Origin of the sequence: Pseudoalteromonas sp. 78C3 (assembly GCF_002836695.1) — a bacterium.
Lineage (GTDB): Bacteria > Pseudomonadota > Gammaproteobacteria > Enterobacterales > Alteromonadaceae > Pseudoalteromonas > Pseudoalteromonas arctica.
Map to the genome: position 1 here is coordinate 38347 of NZ_PJAV01000143.1, position 22511 is coordinate 60857.

The 22511-nt window shown below is 39.7% G+C and carries 19 protein-coding genes; 10 read left to right on the top strand and 9 right to left on the bottom strand.

What is annotated here, in order from left to right:
• Positions 1-6: 6 nt before the first annotated feature.
• Genes CXF76_RS10045 through CXF76_RS10055 form a run of 3 tightly spaced genes read left to right on the top strand, consistent with a single transcriptional unit; the run spans position 7 to position 2704 of the window.
• Positions 7-516: an Ig-like domain-containing protein gene (locus tag CXF76_RS10045; RefSeq protein ID WP_024607522.1), complete on the top strand. Its 510-nt coding sequence runs from the start codon at positions 7-9 to the stop codon at positions 514-516.
• A 53-nt stretch (positions 517-569) separates the two neighbouring features.
• Positions 570-1595, top strand: a complete 1026-nt coding sequence (locus CXF76_RS10050) for a hypothetical protein (protein ID WP_101163577.1) — start codon at positions 570-572, stop codon at positions 1593-1595.
• Complete coding sequence (locus tag CXF76_RS10055; protein WP_101163578.1) at positions 1592-2704, top strand: HupE/UreJ family protein; 1113 nt, start codon at positions 1592-1594, stop codon at positions 2702-2704. The genes CXF76_RS10050 and CXF76_RS10055 overlap by 4 nt, the downstream gene beginning before the upstream one ends.
• A 66-nt stretch (positions 2705-2770) precedes the next feature.
• On the opposite strand, the gene CXF76_RS10060 is transcribed toward CXF76_RS10055, so the two are convergent.
• The 7 genes from CXF76_RS10060 to CXF76_RS10090 form a co-directional block, all read right to left on the bottom strand.
• The gene (locus CXF76_RS10060; protein ID WP_101163579.1) at positions 2771-3397 is read right to left on the bottom strand and encodes a TetR/AcrR family transcriptional regulator; all 627 of its coding nucleotides are present in this window, start codon (positions 3395-3397) and stop codon (positions 2771-2773) included.
• Positions 3398-3493: 96 nt separating this feature from the next.
• Positions 3494-4912: an efflux transporter outer membrane subunit gene (locus CXF76_RS10065; protein WP_101163580.1), complete on the bottom strand. Its 1419-nt coding sequence runs from the start codon at positions 4910-4912 to the stop codon at positions 3494-3496.
• Positions 4909-8043 carry an efflux RND transporter permease subunit gene (locus CXF76_RS10070; protein WP_007582390.1) on the bottom strand — a complete coding sequence of 1045 codons (3135 nt, stop codon included), beginning with the start codon at positions 8041-8043 and terminating at the stop codon, positions 4909-4911. The genes CXF76_RS10065 and CXF76_RS10070 overlap by 4 nt, the downstream gene beginning before the upstream one ends.
• A 12-nt stretch (positions 8044-8055) precedes the next feature.
• A complete protein-coding gene (locus tag CXF76_RS10075) occupies positions 8056-9225 on the bottom strand; it encodes an efflux RND transporter periplasmic adaptor subunit (protein ID WP_007582389.1) in 1170 nt (389 codons plus the stop codon).
• A 287-nt stretch (positions 9226-9512) separates the two neighbouring features.
• On the bottom strand, positions 9513-10814 hold the full coding sequence (locus tag CXF76_RS10080; RefSeq protein ID WP_101163581.1) for a hemolysin family protein: 1302 nt from the start codon (positions 10812-10814) through the stop codon (positions 9513-9515).
• A gap of 147 nt (positions 10815-10961) precedes the next feature.
• The gene (locus CXF76_RS10085; RefSeq protein ID WP_101163582.1) at positions 10962-11651 is read right to left on the bottom strand and encodes a transporter substrate-binding domain-containing protein; all 690 of its coding nucleotides are present in this window, start codon (positions 11649-11651) and stop codon (positions 10962-10964) included.
• Positions 11652-11780: 129 nt separating this feature from the next.
• Positions 11781-12890 carry an arginase family protein gene (locus CXF76_RS10090; RefSeq protein ID WP_101163583.1) on the bottom strand — a complete coding sequence of 370 codons (1110 nt, stop codon included), beginning with the start codon at positions 12888-12890 and terminating at the stop codon, positions 11781-11783.
• Between the two features lie 454 nt (positions 12891-13344).
• On the opposite strand from CXF76_RS10090, the gene udp reads away from it, so the two are divergent.
• Positions 13345-14100 (top strand): uridine phosphorylase, encoded by a 756-nt coding sequence (gene udp, locus CXF76_RS10095; protein ID WP_007582384.1) that lies wholly within the window; start codon positions 13345-13347, stop codon positions 14098-14100.
• A gap of 68 nt (positions 14101-14168) precedes the next feature.
• Here udp and cdd read toward each other — a convergent pair whose 3' ends face one another.
• Both cdd and ppc read right to left on the bottom strand, forming a co-directional pair.
• Entirely contained in the window at positions 14169-15095 is a 927-nt protein-coding gene (cdd, locus tag CXF76_RS10100) for a cytidine deaminase (protein WP_101163584.1), read from the bottom strand.
• A 136-nt stretch (positions 15096-15231) separates the two neighbouring features.
• Positions 15232-17877: a phosphoenolpyruvate carboxylase gene (gene ppc / locus CXF76_RS10105; RefSeq protein WP_007582382.1), complete on the bottom strand. Its 2646-nt coding sequence runs from the start codon at positions 17875-17877 to the stop codon at positions 15232-15234.
• A gap of 120 nt (positions 17878-17997) precedes the next feature.
• Here ppc and CXF76_RS10110 point away from each other — a divergent pair, with 120 nt between their 5' ends.
• The 6 genes from CXF76_RS10110 (at position 17998) to CXF76_RS10135 (ending at position 22351) form a co-directional block, all read left to right on the top strand.
• Positions 17998-18396, top strand: coding sequence for a thiol-disulfide oxidoreductase DCC family protein (locus CXF76_RS10110; protein WP_010553974.1), 399 nt, complete (start codon positions 17998-18000; stop codon positions 18394-18396).
• The gene (locus tag CXF76_RS10115) at positions 18393-19115 is read left to right on the top strand and encodes an SDR family NAD(P)-dependent oxidoreductase (RefSeq protein WP_101163585.1); all 723 of its coding nucleotides are present in this window, start codon (positions 18393-18395) and stop codon (positions 19113-19115) included. The genes CXF76_RS10110 and CXF76_RS10115 overlap by 4 nt, the downstream gene beginning before the upstream one ends.
• Positions 19116-19124: 9 nt before the next feature.
• Positions 19125-19733 (top strand): flavin reductase family protein, encoded by a 609-nt coding sequence (locus tag CXF76_RS10120; protein WP_010553976.1) that lies wholly within the window; start codon positions 19125-19127, stop codon positions 19731-19733.
• A 101-nt stretch (positions 19734-19834) separates the two neighbouring features.
• Positions 19835-21055 (top strand): M24 family metallopeptidase, encoded by a 1221-nt coding sequence (locus CXF76_RS10125; RefSeq protein WP_024591838.1) that lies wholly within the window; start codon positions 19835-19837, stop codon positions 21053-21055.
• Between the two features lie 121 nt (positions 21056-21176).
• Positions 21177-21836: a DsbA family oxidoreductase gene (locus tag CXF76_RS10130; protein ID WP_101163586.1), complete on the top strand. Its 660-nt coding sequence runs from the start codon at positions 21177-21179 to the stop codon at positions 21834-21836.
• Between the two features lie 167 nt (positions 21837-22003).
• On the top strand, positions 22004-22351 hold the full coding sequence (locus tag CXF76_RS10135) for an energy transducer TonB (RefSeq protein ID WP_101163587.1): 348 nt from the start codon (positions 22004-22006) through the stop codon (positions 22349-22351).
• Positions 22352-22511: the final 160 nt, after the last annotated feature.

The following is a 22511-nucleotide window of genomic DNA, read 5'->3' on the forward strand; positions in this document are numbered from 1 at the left end:
AAAATAATGCGTAATTTAAAAACTACCCATATTTGTGTTCTCCTCAGTGCATTAACATTGGGAGCATGTAGTAGCGATGACGATAAAAAACAACCTACACCGGTTGTAAACACAGCGCCTACCGCAAGTGATGCAATGCTAACTACACAAACTGAAGTAAGCATTACCGATATGCTTAGCGCAACCGACAATGATGGCGATTCACTGACTTACTCATTAACAAGTGAGCCAACTCTCGGAACTGTTACCCTTAATAGCGATGGTAACTTTACCTATACACCAAATAAAGAAGTGACAGGTTCAGATAGTTTTATGTTTGGTGTAAGTGATGGCGTTAATTCGCAAGTAACTGCAACAGTAAACATTACAATTGACGCACTACAGGTCGACTTTGCTCAATTTGCAACCGATGCATTTAATCAAGCCCCAAATGCAGAGCCATTAACTGTTAACGGTCGGGTGTTTACAAACACAGATACCGATGTTGATGGATTAATTTCAACAAACGGTAACTAACCAAGTAATTAAGCTGACAGGCCATGGAAGGCTTTTTTCAAAGGATATTTATAATGCATTTATCAATTTTTAAGTCCGTCGCATTTATTACTTTATGCCTAACGACCTTTGCATTAAGCGCTGCGCCTTTTACCCCAAAAGATAATGCAGTTATTGCCAAAAGTAATTCAACGCTTAGTGCGTCTCTCTCTGTTGACGAAATAAATACATTAGTCACTAACAGCCAATATGCTGGCCAAACAGAGCGCTTACAGGGGCTACTTAAAACCCGTTTAGCCCAGCTATATAAACAAACACCCTTATCTCAAATTGGTTACTTATATGCTCGCGTTTTACAAAAAGAGCATCTTTTTGACGAAGCTATTGATATTGCTAACAACGTTTTGATTGCCGAGCCAAAACATAGTAATAGCCATTTATTGCTAGCCAATATATTTATGACTCAAGGTAAGTTTGCACAAGCAAAAAAACACTGCGTCGCCTTAATTGGGCAAGTAAGCACTATTACTGCTAGCACCTGTGTACTCGATGTACAAAGCCAACATGAAAGCGTTTTAGACAGCTACCAAGCATTAGTAAAAATTATAAATAATAATCAAACTAGCCTAGCTACAAACCATGTTTTAAGTGAAATGAGCTACCGTTTAAACAACTACAAACAAGCTATGTCTCACTTACAAAGTGTAGATTTAGTTCAAGCCCCTGTGAGCCTTATAGTTTTATGGGCCGATATTCAAATTGCTCTAAATCAACCGCAACAAGTATTAAATACATTAAGCGTACTGCTACCTGATAAAAGTAATTTAGAGGATGCTATTTTGCTAAGACTTTCAATCGCAGAAAAAAAACTAAATAAACGCGATAAAAAATGGCAAAATACAATGGCGCAAAGAGTTACACTACGAGAGCTTCGTAATGATTCTTTTCATGCAAGTGACTTAGCTAAATATTACCTTGATGTACAACCAAATCGCGAAAAAGCACTTTACTGGGCTCATATTAATTGGCAACAGGCTAAAATGAGCACCGATGAGCAATTACTTATTCAAGCAAAAGCGATGCAACGAGACACACTATGAAAACGCCTTATCTATTTATACTCACTTTAATGCTGTGTATTTTCTCAACTTACAGCTTTGCCCATCAACTAAGTACAAGTTATATAACCTTAAATAGCGAGAACAATAACGACACCAACAAAAACCAATACACGGGTACCTGGCAAATTAATATAGCCGACTTAGAACACGCAGTGCCTCTGGACTTAGATAAAAACGGGCAAATTTCGTGGGCAGAAATAAAAGCAAAACGCAGCTCAATTAATAACTTCATTGAAGAAAATTTAAATATCACGCAAAACGCGCGATCATGCCCTTTAAAAAGTGAAGGTATCTATCAACTAGATAACCATTTTAACCAGCCTTATTTGGTGATTCCGCTGCTGTTTAGCTGTAATGACAATGAAGCAATCTCCCTTTCCTATTCTGCTTTTTTTAAGACTGATGCTAACCATAAATCCATCGTAAATATTAACGGTGTATCTCGTGTATTTAATATAAACGAGGCACAGCAAACATTCAGCTTTGAGCAAACAAGTTATTTAAGTACGTTTAATCAATACGTGTATCAGGGTGTTTTACATATCTGGATTGGTATTGATCATATTTTATTTTTAATCGCTCTGTTACTTACCTGTGTTTTAAAACGCAGCGATAAAGCATGGCAAGGTATTAGCTCTAAAAAACACATTATTAAACACACAGCATGGATAGTAACCGCGTTTACGCTTGCGCACTCTATTACGCTTACCGCAACAGCTATGAACTTAGTCTCACCAAATAGCCGCTGGGTAGAGCTTGGAATTGCTATATCGGTTTTATTTGCAGCATTAAATAATGTGTGGCCGTTGGTACTTCGTTTAGGTTGGCTTACTTTTGCTTTTGGTTTACTACATGGGATGGGATTTGCGAGCGTACTTGGCGAGCTTGGCTTGTCGAGCGACTATCAACTGCTTAGTATATTGGCGTTTAATTTAGGCGTCGAAATCGGTCAACTTAGTATCTTACTAGTAGCCTTACCAATACTCATTTATGTACGACACTACACTTGGTATAAAAAGTGGTTAATGCCAATGGGCTCCGTTGCTATCGCAATCATTGCACTTCAGTGGTCAATCGAGCGCTTTTAAATAGACTAAAATAAAAAAGCTAGCCAAAGTATTGGCTAGCTTACTTTTGGTTATTTATTTTGAGCGTTACTGGGCTTCATCAAATGGCATCAGTAATGTTTTCATCGCAGGGCGAAGCGCTATTAGTACCGTTTCTTCGGTTAGCTCAGGGTAGAGTAACTTTCTGAGTAATAACCCCGCCATCATCGAAAAAATAACGTTAATTCGGCTTTCAAGTTCAAGCTCATCAATGTCTTTGAGCGCACTTCGCTCGCTTGTTAAAAGCTGTCTCATGCGCCCTCTTGCTTGAATATCGGTTTCACGCAAGAGAGTTGCTACTTTAATGTTTCGACCTGCTTCTGCCATCATGTCTAAATCAATAACACACGAGCCTGTATCCATATGCCTTTGCACACCAATATTTAAGCCATCTAAAAGAGCCGCTAAAACATCACCAGGGTGATCTTCAAACTTTTGAAAGATGGAGAACATTTCTTCCATGTCTTTTTCAATAATGCTTTCTATAATGGCTTCTTTACTTTCAAAGTAATTATAAATATGGCCTGCACTCATCCCTGCCGTTTTAGATATTTCAGCCATACCTGCACCGTGATAACCTTTTCGGCGAAAACACTCTGCAGCAGCTGTTAATATTTGCTCACGCCTAGCAAGTGCTATTGCGGGATCTGTTTGCCTTTTTGCTTTAGGCTTCATGTTCAACTCCACTACCAAGTCATAAACTCAGTAAAGCAAGAGCTATAAATAGTCTCGCTATATAAATATGTAATGCGGCTTTAAAAGCCGCAAATATTATTTCTCTTCCTGAGCTGTTTCACTGGTTACGTTCCATCCGCCACCAAGCGCTTTGTACAGATTAATTTGGCTTGCAAGATACGCTTGCTGACCCGAAATTAATTGTTGCTGAGCGCCGTACCACGTACGCTGAGCATCAAGTACTTGCAAGTAGCTATCTGCGCCTTTTTCGTAACGCATTTTTGATAAATCAAACGTGACTTGTCGGCTATTTATAAGCATATCAAGGGCACTTAATTGCTCTTGGTAACCTTCTCTATCAGCAAGTGCATCGGCAACTTCGCGAAACGCATTTTGAATTTTTTGCTGATAAGTAGCCACTGCAATTTCTTGATCAGCTTTTGCTACATCAAGATTTGCTTGGTTACGTCCCATATTAAAAATAGGTAAGCTAATTGACGGCACAAAACTCCATGTACCTGAGCCTGAATCAAACAAGCCACTTAAATCACTTGAAGCAGATCCGGCATTGGCTGTTAAGCTAATACTTGGATAAAACGCCGCACGTGCAATACCAATATTGGCATTTGCAGCAAGCATTAAATGCTCAGCGGCTTTAATATCAGGGCGTTGCGATAACAGGTCAGACGGTAAACCGACCGGCACTTCTGGCATGCTGATCAAGTTAGTCAGGTCTTTACTAGGCAGCAAATCAGCTGAAACAGATTTACCCACTAATAAATCTAGGGCACTTTTATCACGTTTTAACAAACGCTTGTACGTTGCTATGTCTACTTTTGCTGTAGCAACTGTACTTCTAAGCTGCTCAAGGGTAATTGAAGACGTAGCACCCAAATCAAAGCTTTTTTGCGTAAGCGATAATGATTCTTGCTGAGAGGTGAGCGTTTCTTTTGCAAGCTCTAGCAGTTGTAAGTCAGTCGCGTAACTAAGCCACGCATTTGCCAACTCTGAAATTAAAGACACCTGCGTACTGTATTGGCTAAGCTCTGTAGAGTATAAATTTTGCAGTGCTTGCGCTGATTGGTTGCGTACTTTGCCCCAAATATCTAACTCGTAAGACGTAATGCCCACTGTTGCACTGTATTGCGAGCTAATAGCTGCATCGCCAGTACCCGACAAATCAGCCGGTAAACGCTGGCGCGTACCAGAAGCATTTAAATCAAGCGACGGATACAAAGCAGAGTCTTCAATTTGATACAAACCACGCACACGCTGCACATTAAGCACTGCAATTTGCATGTCTTTATTATGCTCAAGGCTTTGCGTAATTAAGGTTTGTAGTTTTTCATCATTAAAAAACTGCTGCCAATTTAATTGCTGCGCAGCGCTTTGCTCAGTACCTGATGCATAAGCATCAGATACTGGTAGAGCAAGGTCTTTTTGCTCTGGCGCTAATTGACAACCACTTAGCACCAATAAAGCAATTGCACTTAGGCTGAATGTTTTAATGCTCATTCTGCGCTCTCCTTTGTTGTCTCGTTAGTTTTACCAGGGAATACACGGCGAACTAACACAAAGAACAACGGTACAAATACAACAACTAATATTGATGATGCGAGTGTGCCGCCAATAATCGAAATACCTAACGCATTTTGTGCGCCAGAACCTGCACTTGAGGCAATAGCAAGTGGTAAAACACCACAAATAAAGGCCATCGAAGTCATGAGTATTGGACGTAATCGTAAGCGTACAGCTGCAATAGCCGCATCAACTAAGCCAAGCCCATCATCCATTTTATGAATCGCAAACTCTACAATCAGTATCGCATTTTTAGATGCCAAACCAATGGTGGTCAACAAGCCAACCTGCAAGTAAATATCGTTAGATAAGCCACCGCCTAGCGCTGCCATAATTGCACCAAATATACCCAGTGGCACAATCATCATTACCGCAAACGGTACCGACCAACTTTCATAAAGTGCAGCTAAACATAAAAATACAAACAATAGCGATAAGCCATATAGTAAAGGTGCTTGACCACTACTTGAGCGCTCTTGGAATGAAATACCGGTCCACTCAGACGAAATACCATTAGGTAATTGTTTAACTAAACGCTCCATTTCATCCATTGCTTGGCCTGTACTGTAACCCGGCGCTGCGCTACCTTGAATTTCCATTGCTGAAAAACCATTGTAACGCTCTAAACGTGGCGAACCATACGTCCAGTAAGCACTAGCGAACGCTGAAAACGGCACCATATCGCCATTATCATTGCGCACATACCACTTATTTAGATCCTCAGGCACCATGCGCGATTGTGCATCACCTTGCATATACACTTTTTTAACTCGACCACGGTCAATAAAGTCATTCACATAACTACTACCCCATGCTGTCGAAAGTGTACTGTTAATATCGTTTTGCGACACACCAAGCGCTTCGGCTTTTGCCAAATCTGTATCAAGTTGTAGTTCTGGCATATCTTCTTGTCCATTTGGACGTACGCCCGCTAAAATTGGACTTTGGCTTGCTAAACCTAATAACTGATTTCGTGCCGCTAAAAGTGCGTCATGACCAAGGCCTACACGGTCTTGTAAGAAAATATTGAAGCCATTAGCAGTACCCAGTTCAACAATTGCAGGTGGCGGGAATGCAAACACAAACGCTTCTTTTATCGTTGAAAAGTAGCCCATCGCTTTACCTGCAACACCTTGAACAGATAACTCGTCACGCTGGCGCTCATCCCAATGTTTAAGGTTAACAAAGGCAATTGCTGAGTTTTGGCCAGAGCCTGCAAAACTAAAACCAGTAACGGTAAAAATACCATTCACAGCTTCAGATTGATCGTTTAAAAAGTGATTTTCTACCTTTTTAACAACCTCAAGCGTTTGCTGTGTTGTAGAGCCTGCTGGCAGTGAAACTTGGTTAAACAAAATACCTTGGTCTTCGTCAGGTAAAAATGCCGTTGGCAAGCTTGAGAATACATAAACCATACCGCCCACAATCACACCATAAATAAGTAAGTAGCGTTTAGAGTGCGTAAGCATACGGCCTACAAAGCTTTGTGCACCTGAATTTGTTTTATCAAAACCACGGTTAAAGCCTGTAAAAAATCGGCCAAATAACGTCTCATTGTTATGTACATGGCTTGGTTTTAAAAGCGTTGCACACAATGCAGGCGTTAAAATAAGAGCAACTAAAACAGATAACCCCATCGCCGATACCAGTGTTATAGAAAACTGACGATAAATAATACCGGTAGAGCCACTAAAGAATGCCATTGGGATAAATACCGCAGAAAGCACCATGGCAATACCTACCAGCGCGCCTTTAATTTCATCCATCGATTTACGCGTAGCTTCAAGTGCCGAGAGTTTTTCCTCGGTCATTAAGCGCTCAACGTTTTCTACCACAACGATTGCGTCATCTACCAATAAGCCTATGGCAAGTACCATCGCAAACATCGTTAGCGTATTTATTGAATAACCAAAGGTGTACAAAATACCAAACGTACCTAGTAAAACCACTGGCACTGCTATTGTTGGTATAAGTGTTGCCCTAAAGTTTTGTAGGAACAAATACATAACTACAAAAACAAGTACAACAGCTTCAATTAAGGTGTGAATAACTTTTTCGATAGATAACGATACAAACGGCGTTGTGTCGTAAGGTATAACAGCATCTAACCCTTCAGGGAAAAACGGTTTTAGCTCTTCAATTGCTTTTTTAACTCCAGCGGCAGTATCAAGTGCGTTAGCACCACTGGCTAATTTAATACCTAACCCTGATGCAGGTTGCCCATCGTAACGAGCAACAACGCGGTAGCTTTCACCGCCAAGCTCTACTCTAGCAACGTCCTCTAGACGTACAAAAGAGCCATCTGGATTAGTTTTAACCAATATTTGTTCAAATTGCTCTGGCGTTTGTAATCGACTTTGCGCTGTTACTGTTGCATTAAGTTGCTGACCATCAACGGCAGGCATACCGCCAAGTTGACCGGCAGATACTTGTGCATTTTGCGCACTAATTGATGCACTAATATCAGCAGGTGTCAGCTTATAATTTTGTAACTTTGAAGGGTCTAACCAAATACGCATCGCGTACTGAGAACCAAACAGCTGCACTTCACCTACGCCTTCAACACGCGAGACAATATCTTGCACGTTTGATGAAACATAATCGCCAATATCAATATTGGTCATGCTGCCATCTTTAGACACAAAAGCATAAACCATTAAAAAGTTACGCGCTGACTTTGCAACTACAACACCTTGCCTTTGAACGGCTTCTGGTAATAGTGGAGTCGCTGTCGCTAGTTTATTTTGCACTTGAACTTGTGCAATATCAGGGTCTGTTTCGGCGCTAAACGAAAGTGTAAGCGTAGCAGAACCACTCGACTCAGAAGTAGATGACATATAAAGCAGGCCATCAAGTCCTTTCATTTTTTGCTCAATAACTTGCGTTACCGTATCTTCAAGTGTACGTGCAGATGCACCAGGGTACGTTGCAGTAATACTCACTGCAGGTGGTGCGATTGAAGGATACTGCGAAATAGGTAAACTCCTAATCGCCAAAATACCTGCAAGCATCACTACAATAGCGAGTACCCAAGCAAATATCGGTCTATCGATAAAAAATCGTGACATTAAAACTCTCCGTTATTGCGCTTGATCGGCTTTAGCAGACGATTGAATTTCAGATGGATTCACTGGTGCACCAGGGCGGATTTTTTGTAAACCTTCAACTATTAACTTATCGCCATCCATTAAGCCATCAGTAACAAGCCAATCAGAACCAATCGTTCTATCTACTTTTAATACGCGGCTTTCTACTGTGTTGTCTTTGCTGACAACCATTGCTGTTGGTTCGCCTTTTGAATTACGGCTAACACCACGTTGCGGAGCTAAAATAGCACCCGCCTTAACACCTTCCACAATAGAAGCTCGGGCATACATGCCTGGTAGTAATAATTTTTCTGGGTTTGAAAATTTAGCACGTAGTATTACTGAGCCAGTACTTGGATCAACTGTCACTTCAGAAAACTGCAATGTGCCTTTATGAGGATAAACAGAACCATCTTCCATAATAAGTTCAACGTCAGTTTGGCTAGTCGAATCAACACTTAGAGCACCTGATGATATTGCTTTTTTAAGTTTGGTAAGCTCATTACTTGATTGTGTTAAATCGATATAAATTGGATCTAACTGAGTCACTGTAGCAAGTGCAGTACTTTGGTTAGCACTAACTAATGCACCTACAGTTACGCTTGATTTACTAATTTGACCACTAATTGGTGACGACACATGGCTATAATCAAGGTTAATTTGCGCCGATTTCAACTGCGCTTTAGCCGTTAATAATTCTGCTTTTGCTTGTTTATATGCAGCATCTGCTTCATCAAAGTCTTGCTGACTTACCGCTTTTATTTTTAAAAGCTCGCTAAAACGAGATGCTTTAGCTTTACTACTTGAAATACTCGCCTGAGCACGTGCTACGCTTGCTTCACTTGCTGCTAAGTCTGCTTCAAATGTCGCAGGGTCTATTTGATACAGAGCCTGGCCTTGTTTAACCTCTTTACCTTCAACAAATAAACGAGATTGCACAATACCACTTACTTGTGGGCGAATTTCAGCAATTTGAAATGCACTGATACGACCAGGAAGTTCTTTTTTGAGAGTAAGCGCTTGGCTTTTTAATGTAAGTACACCCACTGGTACAGCTTTAGGAGCTGAAGCTTGTGACTGCTCAGCAGCCTGATCGCAACCAGTTAAAGCAACAGAACCGACGAGGGCTGACAATACAAATAAAGCGATGCGGGAACGCTGCATGTTAAATACCTTTTAGTTTAGAGTGAACGATCATTCTAAATTAAAACGCGCTGATAATGAATCTTAATTAGAAGAAATTTACACAAACTTACACTCCTCAGTACAATATACGTCTTAGGTTGCATTTAATGTTAATTAGATGAAAATAGAATCAAGACTGTATGAAAATAAAACAACTTAACATATTGAAATAATCTCTCATTTTAGAAACGAAGTTTTTAACAGATACAAAAAAGCCAAGCAAATACAGCTTGGCTATTTATATAAAAACTAAAGCGCACCTTATTTTAAAGGATATTAGCACTCTGCGGGTTAATAACCCTTGAAACTAACAACTGCTCTACCCTAATTCCTTCTACATCAACAACTTCAAACTTAAAGCCTGAAAAAGTTAAATGCTCCGCGCGTTTAGGTATTCGCTTCATATTGTAAATTAAAAAGCCAGCGACCGTTTCATAGTGCATCTGATCAGGAAATTCTTCTATATCAAGTACTTTTGCTAAATCGGTAATTGGGGTTAAACCATCTACAAGCCATGAATTTTTATCGCGTTCTATGATTAATTCGTCGCCTTGGTGAGTGATTAAATCACCCATAAACCCTTTCATTAAATCCTTTACCGTAACAATACCCACCGAAAGCGCATATTCATTTACGACAACAGCAAATGGCTTTGCTGCGCTTTTAAACGCATTTAAAGCTTCTGATAGGCTTAATGTTTCCGGTAAGTAAAAAACATCTTTATCAATCAGCTCATCGTTTATATTGGCGGCTTCGCCTTTTAGTACTTGTCGTAAAATATCTTTAGATTCAACAGAGCCATGCAATTTATCTAAATTTCCTGACACTACTAAAAAGTGATTATGAGGGTGGTCAATAATTTTGGTCGCAATATCATGGCTAGATTCGTTTAAATCAAAATAGACAATTTGGTCGCGTGGCGTCATTACGCTTGATAAAAACCGCGCTTCTAGGTCAAACACATTACCAATGAGTTCATACTCTTGCTTTTGCAAACTACCATATGCAGCACCCGCTTCCATCATGGCAACAATGTCCTCAGTTGTAACGTTGTCTTCTCGCTCAGCGGGCACTTTAAATAAGCGCAGCACAAAGTTAGTTACCCCATTAAAAAACATCACTAGCGGAGTTAAGGCAAAGGTTACCCAGCGCATTATTGTAACCACTCTAACAGCGACCGCTTCTGGCATGATCATCGCTAAACGCTTTGGCATTAAATCGGCGAACAATATAAACAAGGATGTAATAGTAAAAAACGAGAATAAAAAGCTAATTTTTTCTAAGTGTGCACCTTGATAAAAAAGCACTAAAACACTTTCAACATAAGGCGATAAAGCCTGCTCGCCCACAATACCACCCAATATCGCAATCGCGTTGAGTGCTATTTGGATCATGGCAAAAAAAGCCCCTGGATTTTCTTGTAGCTTTAGTACCGCTGCTGCTTTTATATTCCCTTCATCTGCCATTACTCGCAGTTTTATTTTACGCGACGCTGCAATTGCTATTTCTGACATAGCAAACAACGCACTGATCAAGATCAATAAGCTAATCCCGATTAAATCACCCATTTAACGCTCCAATAAGTTAGCGCTTTTTTAAACAAAAAGCAGCTGGATTATAATCGGTTTTTTAAACGCAGCAATTTATATTTACGAAATATATTTAAGCTATTAATTTTCAATTGGTTGAGAGGTAAAACAGCAAATTTAAAGTGCTTAAATTTTATTAAAGGCGACTTTTAATTGAGAAACTAAAGCCGGATCCATATTTATATTACAGGCAAAAAATAACGGAGACTGAGTTGTATTTAGATTTAGTAATGGTTCGAGTAACTCAAGCTTAGGCTCTGTTTTAACTCGGTAGTTAAATTGCTTTTTGTTGAGGATAACAAAATCAAGTATATGGTGACGAGTGCTTATGAGTTTATCTATTTTATCTAGGCTATCGATGAGTAATAAATGCTTGTTCTCACTAAAGCCCCTCTCAAGCAAATAGTGATGACTAAAGTTATCACGCAGTACTGCTATTTTATATTTTTTAGCATCATTGAGAGTATTTAACTTTATACCTCTGGACTTGAGACCATAAATGGCAGAATCAAAGCTTTCCAGTTCACCTACCCAGTTAAACTTACTTTCTCTATTAGGTAATCGAACAATTGAAAATATACAGGTATTTTTATCGCGTAGCGCTGCATTGTAGGATATGGCCCAACTATGCGCCAACATAGTGTAGTTTATACCAGTACCTTCTAGCGCTTTATGAACTTTATCGACAGAGCGGCCAACGAGTTTATTATCTTCATTGAGATACTGAAAGTCCGGAAATACTTCCGTTACTATTGTTATTTCAGTTGCATCAACTTTAATACAGCTAATGAACAATAAAAAGATCAATAATTTCATTCAGCGAGGCCTCAACTAACTCATTATATGTATTTAATAAATATAGCTGAGGCTTTATGAACTGCTAGTTTTTAGTCATGTAATGCACACTTATACGCTGATAGTGCTAGTATTTATAGCTCCTACAGCTTACTTGTTCATCGCACTAATTAAAAAGGCTGAAATTTTAGCGCCTTCTCTAAGTGTCGTTTCAGAGCTTGATTGACCCACTAAAGAGCTGTCGGTAAATGGCGCTATTTCCATCATATCAGCACCAGTAATCGGGAACTCATCCGCAATGGCTGATAAAATATCAAGTGCATGCTGTGGTGTTAAACCATTATGTTCTGGCGTACCTGTGGCAGATGCAAACTCTGCATCAAGCGCATCAATATCAAAGCTTACGTATACTTCATCAACGTTATCGGCTTTTAACTGTGCAATAGCGTCGGAAGCAACTGCTGCTGCGCCGCGCTCAATGATTTCATGTGCCCAGTGCTGTTTAATACCAAAAGTATTTTCCCAATGCGCTTTAGGCTTGCCACTTGAGCGTATACCAAACTGTATTAAATGATGCGGCGCAGGTAAAAACTCTAATATATGTGTACACCACGAGCCAAAACATAAATCTATGCCTAAGCGCTCAACAAGTAAATCTGTATGCGCGTCAAAGTGAATAATAGCGGTACGCTTACCTTGCTCACGTTTTGCTTTTAAGTACGCTTTGGTAAGTGGGTAACTAATTGAGTGATCGCCACCAATACCAAATATCCCTTTATCTTTAAATGTTGCGTAAAAGCTGTCGCATACATCCTCTGTGATTGATAACGGACTTACGTAATAGTCGTTATCTTCATTACCGTATAGGGCTTTTTGGCAATTAGAAATGGTTGCATCATTTAGGTATTTATCATGAAGTAAATGTGGGATTACACGTACATCGCCTAAATCAAACAAGTGACACTGCGGTTGCTGATCAATTAAAGCTGAGCGCACAAACAGTGGCCCCCAGTTTGCACCGCGTAAAATACCACCGCCACAGTCTGAGCTAATACCTAACATAACGGCTTTATGTGGAGAATTTGGTAATTCATTTAAAGACTCGCGCCACAAATTATCAACGTTTTCAGTTTGTCCATAAAGTTTATTACGCAGTGCGGCTTTGCGCTCCTTTGCAGTATTTACTGTGTATACGCCATCACCTGGTGCGCACAAACAGTGCTCAACTTTGTTTTTAAATGCTTCAAATTGTGTGCTCATAATAAACTCCTTCGATTTTTATTCTGTACGTAGCTAATTACTTTTGATTAGTTATGCAAAATCACCAAAAGTGCCTAAACTTCAAATAAATTCCACTTTGCTAAATAAGTCTGTGCCTAATATAAATAAACACGTTATCTTTTACGTGCTTAATACAAATTTAAGCCATTGAATTAATTTAATATTAATGAATATTTACCATAAACTATTTAATTGTAGTTACGCGCTTGGTTGATACTTATTATGTCTGCTTGAACATGTCAACAGCACAACAAGGCTACTTGTATAAGCACTTGATTGAATATTCATAGTTGATGAATAAATCAAATTAATCCTTAAAATTATTAAGACTTAATTGGAGGAGTTAAGGTAAAACGGACAATCGTCCTGTACTTGATAAACGTTTCTAGCAATGATGCTAGATTGACACAATTTATTATAAAAAGGCTTAGCTATGGAAAAGGTATTTCACTTAGGACTATGTATTGACGATCTTAAAGGTGCAAAACTTGCGATTGTACCGGGCGATCCAGATCGTGCTGCACGCATTTCACAATTCCTAGACAACCCAACCTGCCTTGCTCAAACTCGTGAGTTTCATGTTTACTTAGGTCAACTAAACGGCCATTCGGTGGTTGTTTGTTCTACGGGTATTGGTGGTCCATCTACGTCGATTGCAGTAGAAGAATTAGCACAACTTGGCGTGCGTAAATTTTTACGTATTGGTACAACAGGTGCGATTCAGCCACATATCAACGAAGGCGAAATTTTAATTAGCCAAGCGTCTGTACGTTTAGACGGTGCAAGCCAGCATTTTGCTCCTCTTAGCTACCCTGCTGTGTCTGACTTTTATGCAACACAAGCTATGGTACAAGCATGTAAAAACTTAAATATCGATTTTCATATTGGTATTACTGCATCAAGCGATACATTTTATCCAGGACAAGAGCGTTACGATACGCATTCTGGTTACGTTCCTAAATCACTACAAGGTAGCTGCGAAGAGTGGCAAAAACTGGGCGTGATGAACTACGAAATGGAATCAGCAACATTATTTACTATGTGTGCAGCCCTTGGTTTACAAGCTGCATGTGTAGCAGGCGTACTTGTTAATCGTACTCGCCAAGAAATACCAAATGTTGACCATGGTGAAATTGAGCGTAAATCTGTAGCGGTAGTATTAGAAGCGGCTAAAGTATTACTTGATTAATACCAAGTAAACTCAATAGATAAAATTATAAAGCACAGCTCTGGCTGTGCTTTATTGTTTTTAAGAGGTTATTTTAGCTGAGCGCTAATTACTCCTATTGCCGGTAGATTTTTAAAACTTGCAAGTACAGCACGTGCTACACCCGCTTGGTTTTCATGGCCTGCAGTTTCTAAAAGTGTAATTGATTTTACTGTACTTTCGTTAAAGCTAAGCCCTGCGATAAATAATTGGCTAAGTGCACTTTGTAGTGGCGACAAGCTTGGGCTGTACGCTGCGTTTTCTGCGTAACTTCCGTAAAAATCACCATTTTTAAATGTACTAATTTTTACTGCACTAAAGTTTTTACTATAGGGTACGTATGCGTTTAATGCTGTACTTGCTAGTTTTTCATCTAGTTGAGCATTTGCAAATACTTGCTGGTGAGGCTCTGGATTAAACAAGCTAAACGCGTTGCCTAAATCGGTAGGGCCAAACGAGTGCGGCAGTAATTCTGCCAATTTAAAGTGTTGCTCTGGCAATAAAATATCAAACTCTTTCGCATCAGCGAGTTCGTTCATAAACTGGCGGCAGTATCCACACGGTGCATCGCTAATCGCTATTTTAACTATTTTTTTGGCGCCGTTTAACCAGGCGTTATTTATAGCCGATTGCTCTGCATGAACCACTAAACTCAATGCTTGATGATCAAACTCTACATTTGCACCAAAGTAAAAGTTTACCTCATCGTTTTCATCAAGTGCTTTAACAATTGCGCCTACATGAAAATCTGATATCGGCGCAACAGCATACTCAGAAGCCAAAGGTACTAAACCTTGTAATAATGCATCATCAGACACATTGAGTTGTGCGCATAACTGCTTAATATTATTAGAATTTAATATGCCACGTTGTGATTTTAATTGACTACGTAATGACGCTGTTTGCGCTACGTTTAATGTGATGTGCGAATTTGTAAGTGCTGTATCTTGCTGTACAGTAAAAGTTGCTGAAGCCATAACATTTTTTAATTATTCAATGGCTAAGTAGTTTAAAAGGTTAGGATGTTAAATACCAGCCTATTTAACGCAAAAAAAGGGAGCACATCGCGTGCTCCCTTTTAATACCAATAGGTATACCTAACAAAATAAAGTGTTAGCCGGTATTACGCATACCTGCTGCAATACCTGTCATCGTGATCATTAATGCATTATCAATGTCACCTTCGTTGCGTTTTTCCTCTGAGCGAGCACGGCGTAAAAGCTCAACCTGTAGTAAGTTAAGTGGATCGGTGTACGGGTTACGTAAACTAATCGACTCCTTAATCCAAGGTTGCTCGGCTAGTAGGCTTTTTTGCGGGCTAAGTGATTGCACCAAACTAATGGCTTCTTGAAGCTCTTTACGAAGTGTTACACCCAGTGGTTTGTACATATCTTCCACCAGCGCATTATCATAATGCTCACTCAACCAACAATCGGCTTTACTAAATACCATTTCTAGCATTTCTAGGCGCGATCTAAAGAACGGCCACTGTAAGCTCATTTCGTTTAGGGTTTCTGCGCCGTACTTATTAAGCGCAGCTTTTAAGCCTGTTAACGCACCTAGCCATGCAGGAAGCATTAAACGGTTTTGGCTCCACGCAAAAATCCATGGAATAGCACGTAGACTTTCAACGCCACCATTAGGATTACGTTTTGCAGGACGCGAGCCAAGCGGTAACTTAGACAGTTCAAGCTCAGGTGTTGCCATTCTAAAGTAAGGTACAAAGTTTTCATCATGACGAACTACATTACGGTAATGCTCACATGACTCCTCACTTATTAGCTTCATTACTTCGCGCCACTGCGGTTTTGGCTCTGGTGGCGGTAATAAGTTACTTTGCAGAACTGCGCCTGCGTAAATATTTAAGCTTTGCAGTGCTACATCGGGTAAACCAAATTTAAAGCGAATCATCTCGCCTTGCTCGGTTACACGCAAGCCACCTTTTAATGAGCCAGGCGGTTGTGAATGCAGCGCTTGTGCAGCGGGTGCACCACCACGTCCTACTGTACCACCACGTCCGTGGAATAAAACAAGCTCAATACCACGTGCATCAGCAAGCTGTACTAGCTTATCCATTGCTTCGTACTGCGCCCAACCTGCTGCCATCATGCCGGCATCTTTAGCTGAATCAGAGTAACCAATCATTACGTTTTGGGTGTTTTTAATGTGCCCGCGATACCAAACATTATCAAGCAATGTGGTAATTACATCACTGCCTGCGTTTAAATCGTCGAGTGTTTCAAACAACGGTGCTACTGGTAAATCAAAGCTACAGCCGCTTTCTTTTAGCAACAGTTGTACTGCTAAAATGTCTGACGCTGTTCGTGCCATCGAAATAATATACAAACCAAATGTTGCTTCGTCTTGCTTGGCAATTACATCAAAGGTATCAAGTACTTCTTGTACATCAGGGCTTGGTTGCCAATGTTTTGGAATAAGCGGTCTGCGCGAGTTAAGCTCTGCAAGTAAAAATGCTTGTTTGTCTTGCTCTTGCCATTGGTTATAGTCGCCTAAACCTAAATAACGAGTCAGTTCTGAAAACACATCGCCGTGGCGAGACGAATCTTGGCGCACATCAAGTTTAGCTAAACGTAAACCAAAGCTATTTATACGGTGCAGTAAATCAAGTAATAAACCATCCGCAACTACTTTCATATTACACTTTAATAACGAGCGATAGCACACTTCAACTGGGTGCTTAAGCTGATTAATATTAGTAATTAAATCTTGTGAATCGCTGCGCTTATTTTTAATTTTAGCACCTAAGTGCGCCACTGTTTCTGCAACCTGATTTTTAAGCTTTTTGATCACCGCTCTGTATGGTTCAAACTCTTGCCCTGCAAGCTCAACAAGCTCATCACTGGCATCTGACATAGAGAGTTCAGCGCACAACGTTTTTAAATCTTGAATGTATAAGTTAAGTGCCATCCAACGACCATGATCAAGCACTTCTTTTGTTACCTGCGATGTTACAAATGGATTACCATCACGGTCTCCACCCATCCACGATGTAAACTCAATTGGGCTGTAATCTATTGGTAACTCTAAGCTCAACTGGTCTTTAACATTCGCTGAAAATTCACGTAAAAAGCGCGGAACGGCATGCCAAAGGCTATTTTCTATTACTGCATAGCCCCATTTGGCTTCATCAACTGGCGTTGGGCGAGAGCGACGAATATCGTCGGTATGCCAAGCTTGGCTAATCAGCTGTTCAATACGATTTAAAATATTGTCCCGCTCTTGCACTAAGTTATCTTTTCGCTCTAATGACGCTAAGCAATCACTTAGTTCAACGTGTTTGTTAATAATAGTACGGCGCGTAACCTCGGTTGGGTGAGCGGTCAATACTAAGTTTATGTGGAGTTTTGAGAGTGTTTCGGCCAAGTGATTACTGTCTAACTGGCCTTGTTCTGCTTTTGTAGCTAACGTTTTTAATGTTTGAGTGAGAGGGTTTTGTTGACCAAGGCCAACGTCATTAAAACGCGAAACGGTATGAAATTGCTCTGCTACATTAGCAAGGTTTAAAAAATGATTAAATGAACGGGCAACCGGTAAAAGCTCTTCATCACTAAGCGCATGTAAAACATCTATAAGCGCTTGTCTGTCGTCTTCGTTACCACTGCGAGATGATTTTGATAAAGCACGAATTTCTTCCACTTTATCTAAAATCGCTTGACCTTGGGCATCTTTGATTGTTTGTCCTAGTAGTTGCCCTAGTAAATTTACATTACCTCGCAAGGCGGCGTATTGTTCACTCATTTATCAGTCTCCATTTTTTCGTAGGACACTATTAATATCATCATGAAGAGATATTTAATAGATCCATTTGCAATGTCTTGTCGTAAAAAAGTATATATAAAATAATCACAAAGCATTCACATGATCATTTTTTACGATGGTAACTGCCCTCTTTGTAGCACCGAAATGCAGCAACTAAAACACGCTGATAACAAAAACTTAATTACGCTTGAAGATCTTAACGCGAGCGACTTCAGTGAGCGCTACCCGTATATTGATAAAGACAAAGCAATGAACTACCTTCAAGCTCAAAAGCAATCAGGTGAAATGATTTATGGGCTTGATGTAACTTACGAAGCATGGAAAATAGTGGGTAAACACAGCTGGTTGAAAATTTTTCGCTTGCCAATAATTCGCTTTTTCGCTGACTGCGGATACCTATTATTTGCTAAGTATCGGCACCCCATCAGTCGCTTTTTAATGCCAAATACTCAGTGCAGTAATGGCCAATGTGGACTAAAAGCAAAAGGTGATAAATGAAAACTATTGTTTTATTCGGCGCAAGCAGTGCCATAGCAAATGCATATATAGAACATCTACAAATAAACACGCCTACTCATCAGATCGTTTGTATTAGTTCAAAAAGTATTGAATCTGGCTCAAGTGTTGTCCACCTGCATACTGACTACACAAAACAAAGTTTAGCGCGCGTTACTAATTACCTAAAAGAGCAAAATGCCGATATACAACAAGTTATTATATTCAATGGTACACTGCACAACGAAACCCATATGCCTGAAAAAAAGATGGAGGATTTAGACGCTGAGTATTTTAGCCAACTTCTAAATTCAAACACCCTAACTCCCCTACTTTGCTTGCAGAGTATTTTGCCGCTGTTAACCCACAAAACGCAGTGTACTATTACTGCATTAAGTGCGCGCGTAGGCAGCATAAACGACAATAAATTAGGTGGTTGGTATACTTACCGCGCATCTAAAGCGGCGCTTAACATGCTATTTAAAACCGCTGCTATAGAGCTTGCTCGTCGTGCTAAAAATACCAAACTCATTCTGTTTCACCCTGGCACTACCGATACAGCACTTTCAAAGCCCTTTCAAAAGAATGTACCTGAAGGTAAATTATTTACCCCTGAATTTGTAGCCAAGCAACTATTTGAATTAACAAACAATAACCCTGATTTAAAACTAAACGGTGAGCCTGCTTATTTAGACTGGCAAGGCTCAACCATACCGTGGTAAGGACTTTTAATGCATTTTACTAAAGCGCGTATAGACGCACTTGAAAAACATACCCGTACACATTTAATTAATTCTCTTTCGGGTTTTAAAAGCGCTAATTTAATTGGCACGCAAGACTTACTCGGCAATACCAACTTGTCGATTGTAAGCTCGGTTATTCACCTTGGGGCTAACCCACCTTTGGTCGCCATGATTATGCGCCCTCATAGTGTGCCGCGTCATACGTTTGAAAACATTTTACAAACGGGCACTTACACCATTAATCAAGTGAATAAGTCAATTTACAAACAAGCTCATCAAACTTCAGCTCGTTACGATAAAGACGAGTCTGAGTTTGATGCTACAGGCTTAACACCTGAATACTTAAACGACTTTGCAGCGCCTTTTGTAAAAGAAAGCCGCTTAAAGTACTCGGTAAAATTTATAGAAAACCAACATTTAGCCATCAATGGGACTGAGCTCGTTATTGGCGAAATTATGGATGTTTTTGTTGATAAAGCCGCGCTGCAAAGCGATGGTTTCCTAGATTTACAAGCAATAGAAACAGTGGCAGTAACCGGGCTTGATAGCTACCACACAAGTAATAAACTCACGCGTTTACCTTACGCTAAAAAATAATATGACCTTTTAAGAGGTTATTATTTTATAGCCTCTTATCGCATAACATTGAATTTTACCTTGGTATTAATCACACTAGCTAAAAATCCAAGGAGAAAAATATGACTACCATCGGTATTGGTACACAATCGAGCGAGCAAGCGCTGGCAAGCCTAAGTAATATGACGCAAACGCTAACCCCTATTGCAGCTGACGAACATTTAGAGCGCATAGCCAAAGCGCAAGCTTATATGCTTGCAAACAACATAGATGCAATTTATTTAAACGCTGGCACCAACCTAACCTACTTTACAGGTATGAAATGGTACGCGAGCGAGCGCATGGTTGGCGCAATACTACCGGCCCTTGGTGAAGTACAATACATTGCGCCTTATTTCGAAATTGGTTCACTAAACGGGTTTAAAGTAATAGAGGGACCTATTCATGGGTGGCAAGAGCACGAAAATCCTTATGCACTTTTTGTCGAAGTACTAAAAAAGTTAAATATTAATGAAAACGCAACCATTGGCATTGATGAAAGCGCACAATTTTTTATATTCGACGGCATTAATAAAGCGCAAACGGGTTTAACACTCATAAACGCACAACCTGTAACGGCGCATTGCCGTATGCATAAATCAATTCACGAGCTTAGCTTAATGCAGCGCGCGATGGATATGACCTTAGCCGTGCATCAAGCCACAGCAAGCATGCTTTATGAGGGAATAACCACCACCGAAGTAGAAGCCTTTATTAAGCAAGCACATCAAAAAGTAGGCGCACCAGGTAACTATTTTTGTATTGTTTTATTTGGTGTTGCAACGTCTTTTCCGCACGGTGTTAAAGACGCGCAAGTGCTTAAAAAAGGCGATATGGTATTAATAGATACCGGCTGTAAAGTACACGATTACCTATCAGATATAACCCGTACCTATGTATTTGGCGAACCAACAATGCGCCAACGCATGTTTTGGGATCATGAAAAAGCAGCGCAAATGGCGGCATTTAATGCCGCTAAAATTGGTGCTACCTGCGAAGACGTAGACGCTGGCGCACGTACTTATTTAGCGGCGCAAGGGCTAGGTCCGCATTACCAAACACCGGGTTGCCCGCATCGAACTGGTCACGGCATTGGGCTAGACATTCATGAATGGCCATACCTAGTTGGCGGTGATAAAACCCCACTTGCCCCTGGCATGTGCTTTAGTAACGAGCCAATGTTAGTTATACCTGATGAATTTGGCGTACGTTTAGAAGATCATTTTTACATGACCGACAACGGCCCTCATTGGTTTACACAACCAAGTTATAGCATTGACGACCCATTTGGGCTTAACGCCTAAAAATTAGTACCTTCAAGAGCAGCTGTTTAGCTGCTCTTTTTAGTTTGAGGATTGATAAAGCTAAATTAATCCCAATATCCTTTTTTATACTTAGTTATAAGCAATCCTCAAAAGGATAAATATGAAAAACTTTAAAATTGATATCGTTTCAGACGTAATGTGCCCTTGGTGTGTAGTGGGTTATAAAAACCTAGAAACTGCACTAGAGCAACTTAAAGACGAAATGAGCGCAGATATTACGTGGCATCCTTTTGAACTAAATCCAGATATGCCAATTGAAGGTCAAGACTTAAACGAACATTTAATGCAAAAGTACAACCTAAGTGAAGAACAAGGCGACGAAAATCGTAAAAACATGTTCGAAGCCGGTCAGCGTGCTGGGTTTACCTTTAATTTTGATGGCAAACGTATCATGATCAACAGCTTTGATTTGCATCGTTTATTAATGTGGGCACGTGAAGAAGGTAAGCAAACCGAGTTAAAACTCGCCTTTTTTGAAGCGCACTTCACAGATTTAAAATACTTAAATCAAGAAGAAGCGTTGCTCGACGTTGTTGAAAAAGTGGGTCTTGATAAAGAAACAGCTCGCGGTATTCTACATTCAGACAAATACGTACAAGACGTACGCCAAGAGCAAGACAACTTTAAACAAATGGGTATTACGTCAGTACCTACGTTTATCATAAACGATAAATATGCACTTACTGGCGGACAACCAAGCGACTCATTCATTCAAGCACTAAAACAAATTAGTGAAGAAGAAGCCAAGGAAGACGCTTAATATACAAATAAAGTTTAAAATTAAGAAAGGCTGCACATTGCAGCCTTTCTCGTATATTCATCAGTTCAAAAACAATACAAATTTATTATTCACCTTAAATATCTTTTGGTGTCATTATAGAAACTACATCTAACTAATCGATAACAATACCTATAAAGGGATTTATAATGAAATATATAATTACAACATTAACTTCACTGTTTCTTTTAACCGCATGTTCGACAACACCTCTACCTGATAGCCCTAACTCTACGCTAATAATGCCCAGCCCTCCAGAGTATCCAATTAAAAGTGTCCGTGAAAAAATTGAAGGTAGTGTGACAATGTCTTTTGATGTAAATGCATCTGGTAAGCCAGTTAATATTAAAGTGATTAAAGCTGAGCCTGTGAAAATTTTTGATAAAGCAGCGATTCGCTCTCTTTCTAAATGGCGTTACGTACCTAAAGTAGTTAATGGTATTGCGGTAGTTGATGAGAATTTAGAAATGACTATAGATTTTAATTTAGCAAAATAATAACTAACTCATTTTGACTAAAAGGGAACATTTATTTGTGTCTTCATAATTTCCTTTATTTATTAATACTTATCAATAAAATAACCTAATTTATATGAGACTAAAAATGCAACTATCAGTATAGCCAAGGATATACTCAACCTTTTGAATGCAATTAATT